The organism is Salipiger marinus (genome assembly GCF_035481585.1).
GTDB lineage: Bacteria > Pseudomonadota > Alphaproteobacteria > Rhodobacterales > Rhodobacteraceae > Salipiger > Salipiger marinus.
The window spans coordinates 20,072-41,217 of record NZ_JAYKSL010000024.1; the positions used below are offsets into that span (position 1 = coordinate 20,072).

A 21,146-nucleotide genomic window follows, 5' to 3' on the forward strand; every position below is an offset into this window, starting at 1 on the left:
TTAGCGCCGCGCTCTGCGCAAAATCAACATTTTCAGTGCCCGCCGCAGCGCCCGGTTACGGAAACGCCGCACCACTGCCCCGCGATTGGCCGGGCAGTGGCATGAATTTGCCGATGTCAGGGCCAGCGCGCCGGGAAACGGAGCTGTTGCCCGGCGCCTTGCCCGTCTTACACGCCTTCGTCGACCGGGGCGCCATAGCCCAGCGGCAGGGTCTCGTCGCGGCCCTCGTCCAGCCCCTGTTCGGCCAGCCAGCGCTCCGCCTCCAGCGCGGCCATGCAGCCCATGCCCGCCGAGGTCACGGCCTGCCGATATTTGTGATCGGTCAGGTCGCCCGCCGCGAACACGCCGGGAATGGCGGTTTCGGTCGATCCGGGCTTGGTCACCACATAGCCGCCCATATGCGTTTCCAGCTGGTCTTTGACCAGTTCCGACGCGGGCGCATGGCCGATGGCGACAAACACGCCCTTGCAGGGAATTTCGGATTCCTCGCCGCTGCGCACGTCGCGCACCCGGATGCCGGTCACGCCCTTGGGGCTGTCCTCGCCCACCACCTCGACCAGTTCATGGAACCACAGCGGGGAGATCTTGGGGTTCTTCTTCAGCCGCTCCTGCAGGATCTTTTCGGCGCGCAGTTCGTCGCGGCGGTGGATCAGCGTGACCTTGGAGGCGAAGTTGGTCAGGAACAGCGCCTCTTCGACAGCGGTGTTGCCGCCGCCGATCACCACGATCTCCTGCCCGCGATAGAAGAAGCCGTCACAGGTGGCGCAGGCCGACACGCCGAAGCCCTTGAAGGCGTCTTCGGAGGGCAGGCCCAGCCATTTCGCCCGCGCGCCGGTGGCAAGGATCACCGCGTCGGCGGTATAGGTGGTGCCGCTGTCGCCATGTGCCACGAAGGGCCGCACGCCCAGATCAAGCTTGGTGATGATGTCGCCGACAATCTCGGTGCCCATGGCGCGGGCATGCGCCTCCATCTTGACCATCAGTTCGGGGCCCTGCACCTCGACCTCGCCGGGCCAGTTCTCCACCTCGGTGGTGGTGGTCAGCTGGCCGCCGGGCTCCAGCCCCTGCACCAGCAGCGGCTGCAGCATCGCGCGGGCGCCATAGACACCGGCGGTGTAGCCTGCCGGGCCGGAGCCGATGATAAGAAGCCGGGTGTGGCGGGTGTCGGACATGGCGCGCCTCTTGGAAGCTATGGTATTTGGTTTGGAACCTGCATATAGCCACGGCGCGCGGCGACGCAAACCCCGCGCATCTTCGGGATCCTGCGGCTTTTGCACTCGGACAAGATTCTTTCAAAAATGCGAAAGATAATTGCGCAGCCAGCCCCGAATGGTATAATAATCGCGAACAGCATTGAGGACCGCGCATGCCCGCTAACCGGCTCGATCCCATCGACAGGAAAATTCTGGCAGAGCTTCAGGCCGATGGCCGGATGACCAACGTGGAGCTTGCCCGCCGCGTGGGCATTTCCGCGCCCCCCTGCCTGCGCCGCGTGCGCACGCTGGAGGAACAGGGCTTCATCCGGGGCTATCACGCCGAGGTCGACCCGCGCGAGCTGGGATTCGAAGTGCAGGTCTTTGCCATGGTCGGGCTGCAGAGTCAGGCCGAGGTGGATCTGCGCGCCTTCGAGGATCGCTGCCGCGCATGGCCGCTGGTCCGCGAATGCCACATGCTGAACGGCGAGGTGGATTTTATCCTCAAATGCGTGGCGCCGGATCTGTCGACCTTTCAGAGCTTCCTGACCGGGCAGCTGCTGACCGCGCCCAATGTCGGATCGGTCAAGACCTCTCTGGTGATCCGTGGCGCCAAGGATGAACCCGGCGTGCCCTTCGAGGTGCTGGAAGCGCGGCTCAACCGCTCTGCCTAGGAGGCGACCAGCCCGTCGATCACCTCGCGGGTGGACCGGGTCAGGCTGAGCGCGCCAAACTCCTCCACCGCCGACAGCTGCGGGAAGAGCGACAGAAACAGCGCCCGCAGGTTGTGCCCGGTCAGATCGGCCACGGCACGACCGGGATGATAGGTTTCCAGCTCGATCCCGCCGACGAAAAAGGTGCCGTGGCGCGGTGTCATCAGATGATAAAGCTGCACCGCCCCGCCGGGCCGCACCTCGATGATGCGGTCGCCATCGGCGTAATCGGCCACCGGCACCAGCACCCGGTCCCGTCCGATCAGGCGGCGCAGATAGGGGCGCGTGACCACCATGCGCGCGGCGGGCCCCAGCAGCAGATCGCCCGCAGGCCGCCCCAGCCCCAGCGCATCCGCGGTAAGCCGTGTCAGCGCCTGCACCCCGCAGGGCTGATCGGACAGGCCCGGCACATAGCTGGTGGCGCCGATCCATGTCACCGGCTGCGGACCATGGCTGGTGTCGATGACATCGCCGGGCAGCAGATCCTCAATCGCCACCGGCCCACGCGGGCTGCGCAGCAGCGTGCCCCGTGCCAATGCCGAACAGGCCTGTTCGAACAGCGGGATTGCCGGGGCCATCTGCTGCCGGAAGGTGACGGAAAGATCAGGCAGGAGCGCGGCGGCCTCGTATTTGCGCAGGAGAGAAGCTGCGCGCCGAGGCCGCCCGTCCCGAAGAGCGACAAGGTCACCGGATAAAGACGACGGAACCGCGTCGGCCTGCGGGCGCGGGGGTGGGACGATACGGAACATGTGAGCACCTTCACAGGCTGGTCACATCCGTGCTGGCCCCCACCAGCAACGACAGAAGGACGATTGTGGTTCGTAGGCCCAGAAATGGCCGCAATCGGCGCAGGTTGTCAAATTTGACCTTATTTTGATGTAAACCTGACGATCAATCCCGGCCCGCCCGCCCGGACTGATCCGCAAACAGGCGACAGTCTGCCAGAGGTGTGGCGCGAAAAAAGCGAATCGGCGCCCGGATCATGACCCGGACGCCGCAGCGGCGTGTCGAAGGGGGGCAAAGGTCAGGCGCGGCGGGTGCCGGCGTCGACCGGCTTGCGGCGGGCGATCATCGCGGCCCGCGCCGTGCCCCGGGCCCAAGGCAGGGTCAGCTTTGCGTTCTGGCTGGCGGCGATCACCGATTTCAGGAAACGGCTTTTGCGGGTCATGGTCTGCTCCGTGCTCGTGTTTTTCTTGTGCGGGGGCCGGTGGCCTGTGCCCAGTCTCCGCAGTTTCGCTGCCGAATGCGGCACATCTTGGTCGGGACAGAGACAATCCCTGCACTCGACCCGGTTTGTTGCGAGTTGTTGATTAAAGGCGGATGACAGAGATCAGCCTGCCATAATCCGCGTGCCGTTCGTGGCAGGACCGCCGGTAGGAATAGAAGCGGTCGGGATCGGCATAGGTGCAGTGCCGGGTCCATTCCGCCTCGATCCCCTCGTCGCGCAGGCGATGCAGACCATAGGCGGGCAGATCGAAATGCAGCCGGTCCCCCTGCCCCCCGGCGAAGAACCGGGCATTCTGCGGATCCTCGGTCACGAAATCCTCCAGAAATTCCGGCCCGACCTCATAGGCGCGCTGGCTGATCGTGGGGCCGATGACGGCGCGGATGCCGCTGCGGCTGGCGCCAAGCGCCAGCATCGCATCCACCGTGGCGCCCAGCACCCCGGCCATGGCGCCGCGCCAGCCCGCATGGGCGGCGCCGATCACGCCTGCCTCGGCATCGGCAAACAGCACCGGCTGGCAGTCAGCGGTCAGCACGGCCAGCGCCAGACCCGGCGTGGCGGTGACCATGGCATCGGCGCGCGGGCGCGGATCGGGCAGCGGCGCGGTCACCGTCACCACATCGGGCGAATGCACCTGCGTCACGCTGACCAGCGCCTCGGGCGCAAGATCCATCGCCGCCGCCACGCGGGCGCGGTTGATCGCCACGATCTCTGACTGGTCCGAGGATCCGGGGCCGCAGTTCAGCCCGGCGAAAATCCCGGAGGAGGCGCCGCCCTTGCGGGTGAAAAAGCCATGCCGCAGCGGATCGAGCAGCGGCGAAGTGATGTAGTCAAGCGTCATTCGGTCAGTCCCGGCGGCGGCGGTGCGGATCGCGGGTGTAACCCCAGCACCTTGAACAGCCTTCCCATTTCATCGGGGTGCGTCAACCGGCGATGTGCGGCAATGTGGCTTTGCAGCGCCGCACCGTCCAGCCTGCGGGCCAGCGCCTGCGCCCGCTGCGTGATGCCAAGCCGTTCCAGAAACACCCCCTGCGGCACGGCGCCACTGGCGCAGGCCGGGGCGGCGGCCCGGGCCAGCGCGCCAAAATCCACATGCGCGGTCAGATCGGCCTGCCCCGGATCCGCCAGCACCGGCACCTTGGCATGGGCGCGCACCGCCTGCAGCGTGTCGCCAAGGCTGCGGTCCGACCCATAATCCACGATCAAAGCGGCGCCGCCATGCTCGGCGATGCGCCGCCCGATCTCGGCGGTCAGCGCCTCGGCGGGGGCGCAGCGTTCGACCAGATCGCCGTCCTGCGTGTCGGCCAGCCGCGGCTCCAGCACTGCCTGCGGCGTGACCTCGGTCAGGCCAAAGGCAAGCTGATCCTCGCGCAGACCGATCACCCGTTCGCGCCAGCCCGCGCCGTCGCGCAGGAACTGCCGCACCGGCAGCGCGTCAAAAAATTCGTTGGCCAGCAGGTACAGCGGGGCTTCGGGCAGCGTGTCCAGCCCGTCATGCCAGACGGGGGCGGCGCCCTGCAGCCGGCTGGCCTGTTCGGCGCGCAGATGCTGCGAGCTTTCCACCAGATGCAGCTCTGCCGCGTCCAGAAAGCCCGGCACGCTGCGCAGGGCGCGCAGGGCATCGGCCATCAGCGTGCCGCGTCCCGGCCCCAGTTCCGCCAGCACGAAGCGCGCGGGCCGCCCCTGATCCAGCCAGCACTGCCCCAGACAGAGGCCCAGCACTTCGCCGAACATCTGGCTGATTTCCGGCGCGGTGGTGAAATCGCCTGCCACGCCCAGCGGATCGCGGGTGGTGTAATAGCCATGCTGCGGATGCTGCAGGCACAGCATCATGTATTCCGCCACGGTCATCGGGCCCTCGGCGCGCAGGCGCGCCTGCAGCAGCGGCAGCAGCGCGCTCATGCCCGCCGCCGCGCCGTCCAGACCAGCGCCAGCCCCAGAGCGATCATCGGCAGCGACAGGATCTGCCCCATGGTCAGGCCCCAGCCGCCGACATGCAGCGCCAGCCCCAGCGGGTTGCCCTCGGTCACGAACTGCGCATCGGGCTGGCGGGCGAATTCCACCAGAAACCGCCCCAGCCCGTAGCCCGCGAAGAACACGCCCGCCACCAGCCACGGCATTTTCAGCGCGCCGCGCCGGAAGGCGAGCCAGAGCAGCAGCGCGCCAAGGATCAGCCCCTCTAGCGCCGCTTCATAAAGCTGCGAGGGATGGCGCGCGCAGGCCTGACCCAGCGCCTGCCCGCAGGCCTGCGCCGCCTCGCCCGGAAAGATCACGCCCCAAGGCAGATCGGTGGGACGGCCCCAAAGCTCGGCATTGATGAAATTCGCCAGCCGCCCCAGCAGCAGGCCCGGCGGGGTGGCCAGCGCCATCATGTCGGCGGCGGATCCCAGCGGCACGCCATGTTTCAGGCAGAAGCCCAGACCGGCAAGCACGACCCCCAGCAGACCGCCATGGAAGGACATGCCGCCCTGCCAGACCATCAGGATTTCGGCCGGGTGGCTCAGGTAATAGGCGGGCTGGTAGAACAGCACGAAGCCGAGGCGCCCGCCAAGGATCACCCCAAGGATGACCCAAGTCAGCAGTTCCTCGACCCGCCCCGCCGTCATCGGCGGGGTCTGGGCGGGCCATAGCCCCGGTCGGCGCACGGCGGCCACGGCCAGCCGCCACCCGATCAGGATGCCCGCGATATAGGCCAGCGCATACCAGCGCAGCGCAAAGTCAAAGCCCCCGAGCGAGATCGAAAAGATCTCGGGCGAGAGAGGGGGAAAGGGAATGGCGGCTTTCATGCGCGATGTGTGCCGGGAGTTTCGCGGTGAAGTCAACCTTGTGGCGCAGGGCCCGGCGGCCCATATTAAAGGCAAGTTCCAAGCTGGAGAAAGCCATGCAGACGCGCAACAAGGTCTTTGACGACCTGTCCCAACTGATGACCAATGCCATGGGCGTGGCCCAGGGCGCCCGCGCCGAGGCGGAAACCGCGCTGAAATCGCTGGTCGACCGCTGGCTTGCGGATCGCGATTTCGTGACCCGCGAGGAATTCGACGCGGTCCGGGCCATGGCCCAGAAAGCCCGCGAAGAAAACGAGACGCTGAAGGCGCGGCTTGACGCGCTGGAGCGGCAGCAGGGCTAAGCCCCCCTGCCCGGCCCGGTTACGCCTCGGCCGGGCGTTTCACGTGAACCATGGCCTGCATCACCAGCGGATGCAGGCCCGCCCCCCCTGCCCCGGCATGGTCCAGAAGCTGGGCGCGCATCCGGGGCTCCCAGAAATCGTTGAGGTGGTCGGCGACACGCTCCGCCCCGTCCGTGCCGGGCTGGGTGGCAAAAAACGTGGCGATCTGGTTGGCCATCATGACCATTTTTTCAGGCGACATCCGCTTCTCCGTGAATGATGCGGTGGGGGGCGGCGTAAAGATCAAAGGCGCTGGCACGGGCAAAGGCCGCAACGGTCAGCCCGGCGGCCTCGGCCACGCGCAGCGCCTGCGCGGTGGGGGCGGAGACGGCGATCAGCACCGGACAGCCCGCCATCACGGTTTTCTGCACCATGTCCACCGACACGCGGCTGGTCAGAACCACGGCACCCTGCGCCGGATCACTCCCGGCGCGGACCAGCGCGCCAATCAGCTTGTCGAGCGCGTTATGCCGCCCCACATCCTCGCGCACCGTCACGATGCCCTCGCCGGGGCGCAGGAAGCCTGCGGCATGCACCGCATGGGTCTGGTCATGCAGCGGCTGAAAGTCGCGCAGCGCCTCCGTGGCCTGCGCAACCTCGGCCCGGGTCAGCCGCAGCCCGCTGTCGGGCAGCACCGGCAGCGGGCGCAGCGCCTGCTCCAGACTGTCGATCCCGCAGAGCCCGCAGCCCACCGGCCCCAGCATGGCCCGCCTGCGGGCGGCCAGTGCCTCGCCGCGTTCTTCGGTCAGCCAGAGGCGGGCCTCGATCCCTGCCGCCTGGTCCACCACCTCGATCTCGCGGATCTGCGCGGGGTTGGTCACGATCCCCTCGCTCAGTGCGAAGCCCATGGCGAAATCGGCGATGTCGGCGGGGGTCGCCATCATCACCGCCTGCGTGGTGCCGTCAAAGACCAGCGCCACCGGCACCTCTTCGGGCAGGCTGCGGCACAGCGCCCGCGTGCCGTCGCGGCGCACCGCCAGCCCGGCCCGGCTTTGCACCGGGGGAACGGGCGGCACGCCGGTCATTCCGCAGCGGGCAGGATGCGGCGCGCCTGCACGGCCTGCGCGGCGTAACGTTCCTGCCATTCGGTGGGACCGTTGGAGGGGCTCACCTGCACCGCCGTCACCTTGTATTCGGGGCAGTTGGTGGCCCAGTCCGAGTGATCGGTGGTGATCACGTTGGCCTGCGTGTCGGGATGGTGGAAGGTGGTGTAGACCACGCCGGGGCTGACCCTGTCGGTCACCGTGGCGCGCAGCGTCGTTTCCCCCGCGCGGGAGGCCAGCCGCACCCAGTCGCCGTTTTTCACGCCCCGGTTGTCGGCATCATGCGGGTGGATTTCCAGCAGATCCTCCTCGTGCCACAGCACATTATGGGTGCGCCGGGTCTGGGCGCCGACGTTATACTGGGACAGGATGCGCCCGGTGGTCAACAGCAGCGGGAAGCGCGGCCCGGAGCGTTCATGCGTCGCCACATATTCGGTGACGATGAAGCGGCCCTTGCCGCGCATGAACCCGTCCACATGCATCAGCGGCGTGCCTTCGGGATGGTCGTCATTGCAGGGCCACTGCACCGATCCCAGCCGGTCCAGCAGATCATAGCTCACGCCCGCGAAGCTGGGCGTGGTGGCGGCGATCTCCGCCATGATCTGTTCGGGATGGGTATAGGACCAGAGCGGGCGCCCGGTGCCCTCCAGCAGGGCATTGGCCAGAAGCTGCGTCACTTCCCAGTCCTCGTGCCCATTGCGGGGCGCCATCACCTTGCGGACGCGGTTGATGCGCCGTTCGGCATTGGTGAAGGTGCCGTTCTTTTCCAGAAAGCTGCTGCCGGGCAGGAAGACATGCGCGTAATGCGCCGTCTCGTTCAGGAACAGGTCATGCACGATGACGCAGTCCATGGCCGCCAGTCCCGCCGCCACATGTTTGGTGTCGGGATCGGACTGCAGGATGTCCTCGCCCTGACAGTAAAGCCCCTTGAAGCTGCCCGCCACCGCCGCGTCAAGCATGTTGGGGATGCGCAGGCCCGGCTCCGGGTCGATCTCCACGCCCCAGGCCTGCTGGAAGATGTCGCGCACCTCCGGGCCCTTCACATGCCGGTAACCCGGCAGTTCATGCGGGAAAGACCCCATGTCGCAGCTGCCCTGCACGTTGTTCTGGCCGCGCAGCGGGTTCACCCCCACGCCGGGGCGCCCGACATTGCCGGTCAGCATCGCCAGATTGGCGATGGCCATGACGGTGGTCGATCCTTGGCTGTGTTCGGTCACGCCCAGCCCGTAATAGATCGCGCCATTGCCCCCCGTCGCAAAAAGCCGCGCCGCCGCGCGCAGCTCCTGCGCGTTGACCCCGGTCAGCAGCGCCACCGCTTCGGGGCTGTGGCGCGCTTCGCTGACAAATTCGGCGTAATGCTGGAATTCGTCCCAGTCGCAGCGCTCGCGGATGAAGGCCTCGTCCATCAGCCCTTCGGTGACGATGACATGGGCCAGTGCCGTGACCACCGCCACATTGGTGCCCGGCGTCAGCGCCAGATGATGTGCTGCGCGCACATGCGGCGATTTCACCAGATCGATGCGGCGCGGGTCGATGACGATCAGCTGCGCGCCCTGACGCAGCCGCTTCTTCAGGCGGCTGGCAAAGACCGGGTGGCCGTCGGTCGGGTTGGCGCCGATGACCAGCACCACATCGGTATGGGCGACGCTGTCGAAATCCTGCGTCCCCGCAGAGGTGCCGAAGGTCTGGCCCAGCCCGTAGCCGGTGGGCGAATGGCAGACCCGCGCGCAGGTGTCGGTGTTGTTGTTGCCAAAGACCGCGCGGGTCAGCTTCTGCACCAGATAGGCCTCTTCGTTGGTGCAGCGGCTGGAGGTGATGACCCCCACCGATTTGGCGCCATAGGTCTGCTGCACGCCGCGCATTCGGTCGGCGGCAAAGCGCAGCGCCTCGTCCCATGACACTTCGCGCCACGGATCTTCGATGCGGTCGCGGATCATCGGCGACAGGATGCGGTCGCGATGCGCGGCATAGCCATAGGCGAAGCGGCCCTTGACGCAGCTATGGCCGCGATTGGCCTTGCCGTCCTTCCACGGCACCATGCGCACCAGCTGGTCGCCCTGCAGTTCAGCCTTGAAGGAACAGCCGACCCCGCAATAGGCGCAGGTGGTCACCACCGACCGTTCCGGCGTGCCCAGTTCGATGACGGATTTTTCCTGCAGGGTCGCGGTCGGGCAGGCCTGCACGCAGGCGCCGCAGGACACGCAGTCCGAGGTCAGGAAATCGTCCTCCGGCCCTCCGGCCTTCACCCGGCTGTCAAAGCCGCGCCCCTCGATAGTCAGCGCGAAGGTGCCCTGCACCTCTTCGCATGCGCGCACGCAACGGTTGCAGACGATGCATTTCGACGGATCATAGCTGAAATAGGGGTTGCTGTCGTCCTTGGGGCGCCAGTCCGGATTGACCTCGCCCGAGGTGTTGCGCGCCTTGAAATGTGTGGCCATCCCGGCCTCGGGCGCGGTATAGCGCACCTCGCGCAGCCCCACGGCGCCCGCCATGTCCTGCAATTCGCAGTCGCCATTGGCCGAGCAGGTCAGGCAGTCCAGCGGATGGTCGGAGATGTAAAGCTCCATCACCCCCCGGCGGATGCGGCGCACCTTTTCGGACTGGGTGCGCACCACCATTCCGGCGCTGACCGGCGTGGTGCAGGAAGCGGGCGTGCCGCGCCGCCCCTCGATTTCCACCGCGCAGAGACGGCAGGAGCCAAAGGCCTCGAGGCTGTCGGTGGCGCAGAGCCGGGGCACGGAAATGCCAGCCTCTGCCGCGGCGCGCATGACGCTGGTGCCTTCGGGCACCGTCACCTCGACTCCGTCGATCAGCAGCGTGACCGGCGCGCCCTGCCGTGCGGGCGTGCCCATGTCGCGCGCATCGGCGGGCAGGATGAAATCCTTCATTCGGCAGCCTCCTTCAGGCGGGCAAATTCGTCCGGGAAATGCGTGACCGCCGACATCACCGGGAAAGGCGTGAAGCCCCCCAGCGCGCAGAGCGATCCGTCTTTCATGGTCTCGCACAGGTCGGTCAGCAGCGGCAGGGCCGCCGGATCGCCGGCGGCGATGCGGTCCAGCGTTTCCACCCCGCGCACCGCACCGATGCGGCAGGGGGTGCATTTGCCGCAGGATTCCACCGCGCAGAATTCCATGGCAAAGCGCGCCATGGCCAGCATGTCCGCCGTGTCGTCGAACACCACCAGCCCGGCATGGCCCAGCAGCCCGCCGCTGGCATCCAGTTCTTCATAGCCCAGTGCCGCATCGAATCGCGACACCGGCAGATAGGCGCCCAAGGGGCCGCCCACCTGCACCGCCTTCACCGGGCGCCCCGAGGCGGTGCCGCCGCCCAGATCGTTGACCACCTCGCCCAGCGAGATGCCGAAGGCGGTTTCGAACAGCCCGCCCCGCGCCACATTGCCCGCGATCTGCAGCGTCACCGTGCCGCGCGACCGGCCCAGACCAAAATCGGCGTAATGCTGCGCGCCCTTTTCAAAGATCACCGGCACCGTCGCCAGCGAGATCACGTTGTTCACCACCGTCGGACGGCCCAGAAAGCCCTCCAGCGCGGGCAGCGGCGGCTTGGCCCGCACCACGCCCCGCTTGCCTTCCAGAGAATTGAGCAGCGAGGTCTCCTCGCCGCAGACATAGGCGCCCGCGCCCACGCGGATCTCCATGTCGAAGGCGCGGCCCGATCCCAGCACGTCGCGCCCCAGCAGCCCCGCCTCGCGCGCGGTCAGCACCGCGCGGCGCATCACCGCGACGGCATCAGGATATTCCGACCGCAGATAGACATAGCCCCGCGTAGCCCCCACGCCGAGCCCGGCAATCGCCATGCCCTCGATCAGGGTGAAGGGGTCGCCTTCCATCAGCATCCGGTCGGCAAATGTGCCGCTGTCGCCCTCGTCGGCGTTGCAGACGATGTATTTCTGCGGTCCCGCCGCATCATGCACGGTCTGCCATTTGATCCCGGTCGGAAAGCCCGCGCCGCCGCGCCCGCGCAGCCCCGAACGCTTGACCTCGTCCACGATCTGCTGGCCGGTCATGGCCAGCGCGCGGCGCAGCCCCGCCAGCCCGCCATGCGCCTCATATTCCGCCAAGGACAGCGGATCGATCACGCCGACCCGGGCAAAGGTCAGCCGGGTCTGCCGCCGCATCCAGTCCAGATCTGCGACCGGACCCAGCGCCTTGGCGCTGGTGCCGTCCAGAATGGCCGCCGCATCCTCGGGACCGGCGGGGCCATAGCCATGGCGGATGCCGTCAATCTCCACCTCGACCAGCGGCTCCAGCCAGACCATCCCGCGCGATCCGGTGCGGATCACCTCGATCTGCTGCTCGCGCCGACCGGCTTCCGCCACCAGCGCGGCCACCACCTCGTCGGCGCCCAGCGCCCGGGCGGCGCTGTCCATGGGAACCCGCAGCTTCATGCCCGTGCCTCCGCCAGCAGACGGTCGAGCTTGGCCGCATCCACGCGCGCCACCACCCGGTTGTCGAGCATCGCCGCCGGGGCGCAGGCGCAAAGGCCCAGACAGTAGACCGGCTCCACCGTCAGCGCGCCATCCGGCGTGGTGCCGTGCCAGTCGAGCCCCAGCCGCGCCAGCGTCTCCGCCGCAAGCGCCGCGCCGCCCACCGACTGGCAGGCTTCCGCCCGGCACAGTTTCAGCACATGCCGTCCGGCGGGCTTGTCGCGGAAATCATGGTAAAAACTGATGACGCCATGCAGTTCGGCGCGGCTGATGTTCAGCGCCTCGGCCACCGGCACATGCGCCTGCGCGGGGATATGGCCATATTCCTCCTGCAGCGCATGCAGGATCGGCAGCAGCGGCCCCTCCAGCGCCAGAAACGGCGCGATCAGGGTCTCGATATCTTCGACCGTTGGCTGCGGGGCAACGTGGCGCATCGGCGTCTCCTCCTTGCGGATGTCGCCGGTGATGCCACCCGGATCATTGTTAAATCAATAGCGTTGATCCGTCAGTCGATAAAGAATCCCTATCAATCCGGCACCTGCGCCAGCTCTCCCGCCTCGTCCAGAAGCGCCTGCAGCACCGGGGTATAGGGCGGCTGGTGCGGCGCGATCAGCCCGACCTCCGGCGCCACGGCCTCCTGTCGCAGCGGCACCAGCGCCAGCGGCTTGCCCTCGGTCAGAAAGGCCGCGAGATCGCTGGGCAGGATGGTGACCCATGGCCCCTGCAGCACCGTCGCCACCAGCACCACGGTGGAATTTGACTCGATGGCCGCCGCCGGGGTCAGCCCCGCCTCCAGAAACTGGCGGTTGATGATGCGGCGGTTCTGCATCTCCGGGGTCAGCAGGCACAGCTTCTGCTCGGCAAGCTCCGCCCAGCCCAGATCCGCCCGCCCGGCCAAGGGATGATCCGGACGGCAGACCAGCCGATAGGATTCCCGGTACAGCGGACGCGTGACGACCCGGCCCAGCGGTTCGTTGTCGAGATAGGAGATGCCCGCGTCGATCTCCAGATCGTCGAGCATCGACAGGATGTCGGCACTGGCCCGCGACAGCACCGTGAAGCTGACCTTGGGATGACGCGCCGTGAACCGCGCCGCCAGCGCCGAGCCCCATGTCAGCGCCGTGGGAATGACCGCCAGCCGCAGATGGCCCGCCAGCCCCTCGCGCGAGGCGCGCATCTCTTCGCGCAGGCGGCGGGCATCGCCCACGATCTGCCGCGCCATGACCAGCGCGCGCTGGCCTTCCGGCGTGAGCCCGCCAAAGCGCGACCCCCGGCTGACCAGCTTCACGCCCAGCTGATCCTCCAGCTGGCGGATGCCGGTCGACAGCGTGGGCTGCGTGACCCCAAGGCTCAGCGCCGCCCGCCCGAAATGCCGCTCCCGGGCCAGCGCAATGAACATTTCCAGCTTGGCGATCATGCTGCCCTCTTTGATCCGGCGGTTTCGATCAGAAAAGCCAATAATACCGCGCGACGCAACTCTGCCCGCCTCCGCCCGCCCGGCCTCGACGCGGGAAAACCGCAGGCAAAGCAACGGATCAGGCGCGTGCGGCCCTCGCCAGAGGAAAGTTCCGCGACAGGCCAGAGCCGGGAAATTTCGCCTTGTGCTCCCGTCCCCGCCTTCGCTATACGGGTCAGCGGAGACGTGGCCGAGTGGTCGAAGGCGCTCCCCTGCTAAGGGAGTAGGCCCGAAAGGGTCTCGTGGGTTCGAATCCCATCGTCTCCGCCATATGGCTTTGACAGTGCACAAAAGCACCCGCTGCTGCGGCGCTTCGTGCGATTCCCCCCCTCAATTTTCAGCCTTTGGGTGCCATGCGACAGGCCGCTGTTCGCGCTGTTCCAAAGCGCGCCCTGACACCCGTCGCCTGCGGTTGCCCGACCTCGTGGCGCAAGGCGCCTCCTGCGAGTGTGCTGGATCTGCAGACCGCGCGTGCGCCAGCTTTGCCTTCTGGATCGACGACATTGCCCCCCGAAAGAAATGCGCTGCCCCACCATGCGCATTTTGTGCTATCCTGCCGCTCACTGCTCTCTGATTGATATTTCGGAATCGATTTCGTCTCTGGCGCGTTCCATGCCAGCAGACGGGTGCGTCAGCGGATATTGAGAAAGCGCGGGCCTGATGAAACGGACGAAGCGTTCGGGACATGACGAGCAGTCCAAGCCCTTGCTCCGCGCGGCTCAATATGTGCGCATGTCCACAGACCACCAGCGCTATTCGACCGAGAACCAGTCCGACGCGATCAGGGCCTATGCCTCCGGTCGCGGCATGGAAATCGTGCGCACCTTTGCCGACGAGGGCAAGAGCGGCCTGCGCATCGAAGGCCGCAGCGCGCTCAAATCCCTGATCGAGACGGTGAGTTCGGGACAGGCCGATTTCGCGGTCATCGTCGTCTATAACATCAGCCGCTGGGGGCGGTTTCAGGATGCTGATGAAAGCGCCTATTACGAGTATGTCTGCCGCCGCGCCGGGATTGCGGTTCATTACTGCGCCGAACCGTTCGAGAATGATGGCAGCCTGATCGCGACCGCCTTCAAAGGCATGAAACGCTCCATGGCCGCCGAATACAGTCGGGAGCTGTCAAACAAGGTGTTTGCGGGCCAGTGCCGCCTGATCGAGAAAGGCTTCCGTCAGGGCGGCCCTGCAGGGTTTGGCCTCCGGCGTCTTCTGATTGACCAGAACGGGGTGCCAAAAGCGACGCTGTCCCGAGGCGAGCAGAAGAGCCTGCAAACCGATCGCGTCGTGCTTGTGCCGGGCCCCGAGGAAGAGGTTGCGCTTGTGCGCGGCATCTACCGCGATTTTGTCACGCAGGGCCGGACCGAGGCGCAGATTGCCGAAGACCTGAACATGCGGGGCATTCTGACCGACCATGGCCGGGCCTGGACTCGGGGCACCGTTCATCAGGTTCTGATCAACGAAAAATACATCGGCACGAATGTCTGGAACCGGGTGTCGTTCAAGCTCAAGCAGACCCGCATCCGGAATGATCCGGACCACTGGCTGTGCGCGCCGAACAGCTTTCCCGCGATTGTCGATCCCGAAGCGTTCAAGGCCGCCGCCCGGATCATCGCCGCGCGCTCCGCTGGCCTGTCCGATGGCGAGATGCTGGCGGCCCTCGGACGCCTTCTGTCAGAACAGGGCGCGCTTTCTGGCCTCATCATCAACGAGGCGGAGGGCCTGCCGTCCAGCCGTGCCTATGCCAGCCGGTTCGGAAGCCTGCTGCGCGCCTACAGCCTTGTCGGCTACCACCCGCGGCGGGATTACCGCTATATCGAAATCAACAGGCGGCTGCGCGACGTCCACCCCGAGATCGTCCGCGACATCGTCGACGGCATTCGCACTGCCGGGGGCCGGGTCACGGACGCCGCTTCCGGATGTCTGTGCATCAATGACGAACTGACCCTGTCCCTTGTGATCGCGCGATGCTCGCAGATGCCCTCGGGTACGTTGCGCTGGCGGATCCGGTTCGACACCGGTCTTGTTCCCGATCTCTCGGTGGTCATCCGGATGGACCTGCGCAACCAGCGCCCGCTTGACTATTTCCTGTTTCCCTTGATCGACATCGGAACGGGGCAGATCCGCCTTGGAGAGGACAATGGTCTCGCGCTGGATGCGTTCCGGACAGAAACGCTCGCACCGCTCTTCGCACTGACAGAGAGACGGGGTCTGGAGGAGGTCGCATGACGCAGAAGGCCCGACCACACGCCCTGCAGATGATCCCGATATCCCAGATCGAGGTCCTGAACCCGCGTGCGCGGAACAGGCGCATCCATCAGGAAATCGTCGACAATATCGATGCCATCGGACTGAAGCGCCCGGTCACGGTGCGCCGTCACCCGGAGGCTGAGGATCGCTATGATCTGGTCTGCGGCGAGGGCCGCCTGCAAGCATTCAGAATGCTGGGCCAGACTGTCATTCCTGCGGTGATCATCGACGCAAGCGAGGCCGATTGCATGGTCATGAGCCTTGTCGAAAACATCGCCCGTCGCCAGCACCGGCCTATCGATCTGATGCGGGAAATCGGCAGTCTGCGGCAGCGCGGCTATTCCGAAAGCGAGATCGCGACCAAGACCGGCTCTGCGCCAAGCTGGGTGCGCCTGATCTCTGCCCTGCTGGAAAATGGCGAAGAGCGGCTGGTCGCTGCGGTTGAATCCGGCGTGATCCCCGTCACGCTGGCCGCCGAAATTGCCCGTGCCGAAGGCGATGATGTGCAGAGCCTTCTGATGGAGGCCTATCAGGCCGGACACCTCAAGGGAAAGAAGCTCGCCCAGATCCGGCGCATCCTCGAGCAGCGGGCGGCGCAGCGAAAGACCGTGCAGACGGGCCGTCTTGGACGTGGGGTCAGGGACCCCAAACGCAGGCTCACCCAGACCGATCTGATGCAACTCTACCAGCGGGAAGCCGACCGCCAGCGCATCCTTGTCCGGAAATCGGATGTCACGCAGGCCCGCCTTCTTTTCATCGTCGAAGCGATGCGCGATCTTCTGTCAGCCGTCGAATTTTCCACGCTGCTCAGGGAGGAGGGCCTGACCGACATGCCAAAAGCGCTGGCTGAACGGCTTCAGCCGAAAGCGGCGCCATGAGCAGCGACGATCCTCCCTCCCGACCGGTGAAGCTCGGCTTTGAACCCGACCCGGTCCTGCTGCGGCTGGATCAGATCCTGCCGCTCAAGACCCTTCGGCCCGGAACGAAGGACAGCAGCAAATACAAGCAGGTCCTCGTCTCGGTCAGGGCGGTTGGCCTTGTCGAGGCGCCGGTGGTGGCCCGAAATCCGGAGGCCAGCGGCGTCTTCTTTCTGCTCGACGGATCCTTGCGTCTTGAAGCGCTGAAAGACCTCGGGATCCCGACCGTCGAATGTCTGGTCAGCACCGATGACGAGGCCTACACCTATAACAAGCGCATCAACCGCATTCCGCCGATCCAAGAGCACATGATGATCAAGCGGGCCATTGCCCGTGGCGTGCCGGAGGCGGCCATCGCGGACGCGCTTGGCATGGAGGTCACGTCGATCCTGCGCCGGTCCCGTCTGCTTGATGGCATCTGCCCGGAAGCGGCGGAGCTGCTTCACGCGGCGGCCTGCCCGATGACGAGCTTCGACATCCTGCGCAAGATGGTGCCGCTGCGCCAGATCGAGGCGGCAGATCTGATGATCGGACAGAACAATTTCACCGCCGGATTTGCCAGGGCCCTGCTTGCCGCAACACCCGACACGCAGCTTCTGCACCCAAGAGGACGGGCTGCCGTCGCTGACGGGCGCAGCATATCCCGCGAAAACATCGCGAAGATGGAGCGTGAGCTGGCAAGCCTTCAGGCGCAGGTCCGGTCTTTTGAAGAGAGTTTCGGTGTCGACACCCTGCACCTGACCGTCGCGAGGGGCTATCTGCGCAGGATTCTGGGCAATCCCCGGATCACCCGATGGCTCGAGAAAAACCGCGCGGAATATCTTGGCGAGTTTCGGGACATTGCCGAGGCGGAACAGGCAAGCCAGCCCCCTGCGCGTTGACCCGGTCCGGGCAAAGCCTGCACCCACCCCCGACCATCACGGGCTTTTCCGCGATCCTGCCGCTGGCGCAAGACGCTTTCACTGACCCAGGACTTCCGATAGGTTTTCCCGGCATTAAAGGAGTCAGACATGGAGCTTATCGCCAGAGCAACCGCAGTGGTGGGCGGCACGATCGCGTTCCTGCGGCGGATGGGATCGCCCGCGCATCAGGCTTTCGGCGCCACTCCCGACATTCCGGCAGCCCGCAAGCAGGGGATCATGACCCTGAAGATGCCGGCTGCGGAAGGCTGGAAAGACGGTCGCCTGCCCGTCTGCGCGCCGGGGCTGAAGGTCAATGCCTTTGCCAGCGGGCTGGATCATCCGCGCTGGATCGAGGTTCTGCCGAACGGCGACGTTCTGGTGGCGGAGTCGAAAGAACAGGCCGGGCCGCCAAAGACCCTGATGGATCATGCCGCGCAGGCGACGATGCGGCGCGTCAAGGCCATCGGCACAAGTGCGAACCGCGTGACCCTGTGGCGCGATGCCGACGGGGACGGCACGGCAGAGATCCGCGAGGTGTTTGTCGAAAACCAGAACCAGCCCTTTGGCATGGCGCTGGTGGGCAACCGCTTCTATCTCGGCAATACCGACGGCATCCGGGTTTTTGACTATGTGCCCGGCGCCACCGCGCTGGCGGGCAGCGGCGAGCCGCTGGTCGAATTCAAGCCGCATGGCCACTGGACAAGAAGCCTGATCGTCTCCCCCGATGGCAGCAAGATCTATGCGGGCGTCGGGTCGCTGTCGAATATCGGCGATCAGGGCATGGAGGCCGAAGAAGGCCGCGCCGCGATCTGGGAACTGGACGTGGCCACCCATGAGGCGCGCATCTTTGCCTCGGGCCTGCGCAATGCCGTGGGCATGGCGTGGGAACCGGTAACGCAGAAGCTCTGGACAGTCGTCAACGAACGCGACGGTCTGGGCGACGAGACTCCGCCCGACTATCTGACCTCGGTCGTGGATGGCGGCTTCTACGGCTGGCCCTATTGCTACTGGGGCAAGACCGTGGATGACCGCGTGCCGCAGGACGCGGCCATGGTCGCCAAAGCCATCACACCGGATTTTGCGCTTGGCGGCCACACGGCCTCGCTTGGCCTGTGCTGGATGCCGGACGGCACCCTGCCGGGCTTCGGCGCTGGCATGGTGATCGGGCAGCACGGATCGTGGAACCGTTCGAAGCTGAGCGGCTACAAGCTGATCTTCGTGCCGTTCGAGAACGGAATGCCCAGCGGTCCGGCACGGGACATCCTGTCCGGCTTCCTCTCCGAGGACGAAAAGCTGGCCTATGGGCGGCCTGTCGGCGTGACGCTGGGGCCGGACCGCAAATCGCTCCTGATGGCGGATGACGTGGGCGACATCATCTGGCGCGTTACGGGCGCAAGCTGAACCATCCGGGGCGCGCGACATCCCCGCGCGCCCGGCACGCCGAGAGGCCGCCCCGACCAGACCTCCAGCACAGCCACACCAGCCCCCGCCACGCTGCCAAGGACGATCCGAACGTCATGTGCAGGTGGCGCCGCAAGGCCCATGAACCCCCGCGACCCGAGGCGATGCCGAACATCCCGGTCCCGCAACCGGGGCGCCAGATGCGGCAGGCGCGCAGGGAAATGGCTCAGAAGCCCCCCGCCAGCGCAGGTGCGGCGGGACTTCCGGCAGAGCCGCAAAGTCTTCTGCCCGCAGCCTGCCCTGTCGCAGGATGGAACCACCTGACCTGTGCCGCATTGATACTCTGACACGCAAGATAACGGAGGCACCATGCGCAACATCACCCTTCCCGCCCTTTCGCTCATCCTCATGGCTGGCGCCGCATCGGCTCAGACCATGGAGACATCCTCGCTGCACAGCATCGACGACGCGGACGTAATGGGCCCCGATGGCAACCGGATCGGAGAGATCGAGCAGATCCTCGTCGACGATTCCGGCACCCCCGTCGCCGCCGTGGTCGAAGCCGGTGGTTTTCTGGACATCGGCGACGAAGATATCGTGGTCCCGCTCGAAGAGCTGACCTTCGAAGATGGCGATTTCACCACCTCCATGACCGAGGACGAGCTGAAAAACCTTCCCAAATGGGACGACTGATCACAGCTTGACGGGCTGCTGACGAAGCGGCTTATCCACACCATACAAAAAACACGATTGTCCCCCGGCTTACGGTCGGGGGACAGTTTTGCGTGGATCAGACAGGGACCACGGACGCGCGGAAGACATTTATCCTGAAACAAGACAAAGACGGCACACCCGGGCCCGAGATCTGCCGGAAGGCAGGGCGAGGAAAGGCAGGATGCCGAACAGTTCCTCGCCGATCAGGTGCGGAATGGTGGAGATCAGCTACGCGAGCAGTTCTGCTGTGGTCATCGCGCCAAGCGACATGGAAATCGGGTTGTGGCTGAACGTCACGATCTGCGACAGCAGCAGGCCAATGATCATTGACCCCTCCAGAGGCAGCGCGCCGAACAGCACCATCTGGCCGATCTGGAGCGGGCCGACCCTGCGGAACAGGCTGGTCCAGCGCGGCCCGGCCACCATACGCAGGACGATCAGCGGAATGCCGACAAACAGCAGCGCCAGGGCTGAAGGGAAAGAGGTTCAGCGGCACCAGCACCAAGGCGGCAAATGCAATCGCCAGAGATACCATCAGGATCAGCCAGTCCCGCCCACCCAGACGCATCGGGCGATCCGCATAAAAGGGAAAATCCGGCCTGTCCGTCATGCGATGTCCACCTATGCTGCAAAAAGGCCGGGTGCGCCAAGGCGCATCCCGGATCGTGGATCAGCCATAGGCGAAAAGCTCGGTCACCTTGTGATTTCTGTCAGTGCGGCAGATGGTCATGTTCTGACCGTTATGCGTCACGAACATCTGGACCCCCGATCCGTCCCGCAGGGGTGCGGCGCTGACAATCTCGATGAAGGTTGGCGTGGTCGATTCCCGGAACGCCATCGCCTGTTTGCAGGCGGAGACATCCTCGGGGAAATCATCGCGGCCCGTTCCGGCGACGCCACCAATCCCCGTGTCGTCACATCCGGCAAGGATCACCGCGCCCAACAGCAAAGCCCCATATTTCGTGGTCATGTCCAAAGCTCCTTCAGAGTCATTCGACGTAAAGGGTCAGGGTGTCATTGGCGGTCTCATTGCGTCGGGCAGTATTGCGCATCAGATAGACGTCGATGAGGCAATTGCCGCTGGACGGGATGGTGACCGAGGTGTCGGGAGCAAAATGCACAGCCTCGCGCCGGACGTCATCCGCCAGCGCGGGCGTGCCTGTGACCATCAGGAAAAGCGCCGCGATGCGGCTATATCTGCGCAGGGTCATGGAAGTGCACCTTTCAGGGAAAGCAGATCAGGGTTTTCAGGGCGGAACGTGAAAATACATGCATAGAATGTGGAAACTGGCTGCCTTCACGGCTGGGCGAGAGAAGGCTTAATCCTGCGGGAAGGAGTTGCTGGTGCAGATGAGAGGTCATGGCTTCATTCCGGCGTGGCATGAGGGCGCAGACCACACGCCCCAGCTGTTTCATCGCACTGACAGATTCCGCTTTCTGGACAAGACGGGGCGGCTGGCGGTTCACCGCGCCGGCGCTGACCAGATGGTCCTTGCCCGCGTATGATCCACCGGGCACGACCTCACCCTGGAGGAGCCTGACCGCCTGACGGTGCTGTTTCCATGGGCCGGACACCTCACCTGTGCCGTGCGCGATGACATGATCGCGACAGATGCGGGGGGGATTCTGGCCTTCGCGCCGAACCAGAGACGGACGGTGGTCGAGCTTCCGGGCAAGCTCCTTATCTGGCAGACGTGCTGACATTGCCGCTGACGCGCCTCGATTTCT

At 66.0% G+C, this 21,146-nt stretch carries 23 protein-coding genes and 1 tRNA gene; 8 read left to right on the plus strand and 16 right to left on the minus strand.

Going from position 1 to position 21,146, the window contains the following annotated elements:
* Window positions 1-167: 167 nt before the first annotated feature.
* A complete protein-coding gene (trxB, locus tag VK682_RS22720) occupies window positions 168-1,172 on the minus strand; it encodes a thioredoxin-disulfide reductase (protein WP_324782589.1) in 1,005 nt (334 codons plus the stop codon).
* Window positions 1,173-1,366: 194 nt separating this feature from the next.
* Here trxB and VK682_RS22725 point away from each other — a divergent pair, with 194 nt between their 5' ends.
* Window positions 1,367-1,867 (plus strand): Lrp/AsnC family transcriptional regulator, encoded by a 501-nt coding sequence (locus VK682_RS22725; protein WP_089851641.1) that lies wholly within the window; start codon window positions 1,367-1,369, stop codon window positions 1,865-1,867.
* On the opposite strand, the gene VK682_RS22730 is transcribed toward VK682_RS22725, so the two are convergent.
* The 5 genes from VK682_RS22730 to lgt form a co-directional block, all read right to left on the minus strand.
* Window positions 1,864-2,655, minus strand: a complete 792-nt coding sequence (locus VK682_RS22730) for a Hint domain-containing protein (protein ID WP_324782590.1) — start codon at window positions 2,653-2,655, stop codon at window positions 1,864-1,866. The genes VK682_RS22725 and VK682_RS22730 overlap by 4 nt on opposite strands.
* 275 nt (window positions 2,656-2,930) lie before the next feature.
* On the minus strand, window positions 2,931-3,074 hold the full coding sequence (locus VK682_RS22735) for a hypothetical protein (RefSeq protein ID WP_324782591.1): 144 nt from the start codon (window positions 3,072-3,074) through the stop codon (window positions 2,931-2,933).
* A gap of 142 nt (window positions 3,075-3,216) precedes the next feature.
* Window positions 3,217-3,972, minus strand: coding sequence for a peptidoglycan editing factor PgeF (gene pgeF, locus VK682_RS22740; protein WP_089851639.1), 756 nt, complete (start codon window positions 3,970-3,972; stop codon window positions 3,217-3,219).
* A complete protein-coding gene (locus VK682_RS22745; RefSeq protein ID WP_324782592.1) occupies window positions 3,969-5,033 on the minus strand; it encodes a class I SAM-dependent methyltransferase in 1,065 nt (354 codons plus the stop codon). The genes pgeF and VK682_RS22745 overlap by 4 nt, the downstream gene beginning before the upstream one ends.
* Window positions 5,030-5,917 (minus strand): prolipoprotein diacylglyceryl transferase, encoded by an 888-nt coding sequence (gene lgt / locus VK682_RS22750; protein WP_089851635.1) that lies wholly within the window; start codon window positions 5,915-5,917, stop codon window positions 5,030-5,032. The genes VK682_RS22745 and lgt overlap by 4 nt, the downstream gene beginning before the upstream one ends.
* A 95-nt stretch (window positions 5,918-6,012) precedes the next feature.
* Here lgt and VK682_RS22755 point away from each other — a divergent pair, with 95 nt between their 5' ends.
* Window positions 6,013-6,258, plus strand: coding sequence for an accessory factor UbiK family protein (locus VK682_RS22755; protein WP_089851633.1), 246 nt, complete (start codon window positions 6,013-6,015; stop codon window positions 6,256-6,258).
* A 19-nt stretch (window positions 6,259-6,277) separates the two neighbouring features.
* Here the strand turns inward: VK682_RS22755 and VK682_RS22760 are convergent, their stop codons facing one another.
* From VK682_RS22760 to VK682_RS22785, 6 genes are all read right to left on the minus strand, one after another.
* The gene (locus VK682_RS22760) at window positions 6,278-6,499 is read right to left on the minus strand and encodes a formate dehydrogenase subunit delta (RefSeq protein WP_230797912.1); all 222 of its coding nucleotides are present in this window, start codon (window positions 6,497-6,499) and stop codon (window positions 6,278-6,280) included.
* Complete coding sequence (gene fdhD, locus VK682_RS22765) at window positions 6,489-7,322, minus strand: formate dehydrogenase accessory sulfurtransferase FdhD (RefSeq protein ID WP_380714680.1); 834 nt, start codon at window positions 7,320-7,322, stop codon at window positions 6,489-6,491. The genes VK682_RS22760 and fdhD overlap by 11 nt, the downstream gene beginning before the upstream one ends.
* Window positions 7,319-10,228, minus strand: a complete 2,910-nt coding sequence (fdhF, locus tag VK682_RS22770; RefSeq protein ID WP_230797914.1) for a formate dehydrogenase subunit alpha — start codon at window positions 10,226-10,228, stop codon at window positions 7,319-7,321. Before fdhF ends, fdhD begins: the two co-directional genes overlap by 4 nt.
* Entirely contained in the window at window positions 10,225-11,745 is a 1,521-nt protein-coding gene (locus VK682_RS22775) for a formate dehydrogenase beta subunit (protein ID WP_324782594.1), read from the minus strand. Before VK682_RS22775 ends, fdhF begins: the two co-directional genes overlap by 4 nt.
* Window positions 11,742-12,218 carry a formate dehydrogenase subunit gamma gene (locus VK682_RS22780; RefSeq protein WP_230797916.1) on the minus strand — a complete coding sequence of 159 codons (477 nt, stop codon included), beginning with the start codon at window positions 12,216-12,218 and terminating at the stop codon, window positions 11,742-11,744. The genes VK682_RS22775 and VK682_RS22780 overlap by 4 nt, the downstream gene beginning before the upstream one ends.
* Before the next feature lie 92 nt (window positions 12,219-12,310).
* Complete coding sequence (locus VK682_RS22785) at window positions 12,311-13,201, minus strand: LysR family transcriptional regulator (RefSeq protein ID WP_230797917.1); 891 nt, start codon at window positions 13,199-13,201, stop codon at window positions 12,311-12,313.
* Window positions 13,202-13,420: 219 nt separating this feature from the next.
* On the opposite strand from VK682_RS22785, the gene VK682_RS22790 reads away from it, so the two are divergent.
* From VK682_RS22790 to VK682_RS22815, 6 genes are all read left to right on the plus strand, one after another.
* Window positions 13,421-13,510 (plus strand) — tRNA-Ser (locus VK682_RS22790).
* A 390-nt stretch (window positions 13,511-13,900) separates the two neighbouring features.
* The gene (locus VK682_RS22795; protein WP_269062099.1) at window positions 13,901-15,463 is read left to right on the plus strand and encodes a recombinase family protein; all 1,563 of its coding nucleotides are present in this window, start codon (window positions 13,901-13,903) and stop codon (window positions 15,461-15,463) included.
* On the plus strand, window positions 15,460-16,362 hold the full coding sequence (locus VK682_RS22800; RefSeq protein ID WP_324782595.1) for a plasmid partitioning protein RepB C-terminal domain-containing protein: 903 nt from the start codon (window positions 15,460-15,462) through the stop codon (window positions 16,360-16,362). The genes VK682_RS22795 and VK682_RS22800 overlap by 4 nt, the downstream gene beginning before the upstream one ends.
* The gene (locus tag VK682_RS22805; RefSeq protein WP_230797838.1) at window positions 16,359-17,282 is read left to right on the plus strand and encodes a plasmid partitioning protein RepB C-terminal domain-containing protein; all 924 of its coding nucleotides are present in this window, start codon (window positions 16,359-16,361) and stop codon (window positions 17,280-17,282) included. Before VK682_RS22800 ends, VK682_RS22805 begins: the two co-directional genes overlap by 4 nt.
* A gap of 129 nt (window positions 17,283-17,411) precedes the next feature.
* Window positions 17,412-18,704 carry a PQQ-dependent sugar dehydrogenase gene (locus tag VK682_RS22810; RefSeq protein WP_230797837.1) on the plus strand — a complete coding sequence of 431 codons (1,293 nt, stop codon included), beginning with the start codon at window positions 17,412-17,414 and terminating at the stop codon, window positions 18,702-18,704.
* Between the two features lie 369 nt (window positions 18,705-19,073).
* On the plus strand, window positions 19,074-19,397 hold the full coding sequence (locus VK682_RS22815) for a PRC-barrel domain-containing protein (protein WP_230797836.1): 324 nt from the start codon (window positions 19,074-19,076) through the stop codon (window positions 19,395-19,397).
* A gap of 249 nt (window positions 19,398-19,646) precedes the next feature.
* On the opposite strand, the gene VK682_RS22820 is transcribed toward VK682_RS22815, so the two are convergent.
* The 4 genes from VK682_RS22820 to VK682_RS22835 form a co-directional block, all read right to left on the minus strand.
* Window positions 19,647-19,844, minus strand: coding sequence for a hypothetical protein (locus VK682_RS22820; RefSeq protein ID WP_324782596.1), 198 nt, complete (start codon window positions 19,842-19,844; stop codon window positions 19,647-19,649).
* Between the two features lie 244 nt (window positions 19,845-20,088).
* Window positions 20,089-20,388, minus strand: coding sequence for a hypothetical protein (locus VK682_RS22825; protein WP_230797835.1), 300 nt, complete (start codon window positions 20,386-20,388; stop codon window positions 20,089-20,091).
* A gap of 19 nt (window positions 20,389-20,407) precedes the next feature.
* Entirely contained in the window at window positions 20,408-20,629 is a 222-nt protein-coding gene (locus VK682_RS22830; RefSeq protein WP_230797834.1) for a hypothetical protein, read from the minus strand.
* A gap of 13 nt (window positions 20,630-20,642) precedes the next feature.
* Window positions 20,643-21,122, minus strand: a complete 480-nt coding sequence (locus VK682_RS22835) for a hypothetical protein (protein WP_230797833.1) — start codon at window positions 21,120-21,122, stop codon at window positions 20,643-20,645.
* Between the last annotated feature and the right edge of the window lie 24 nt (window positions 21,123-21,146).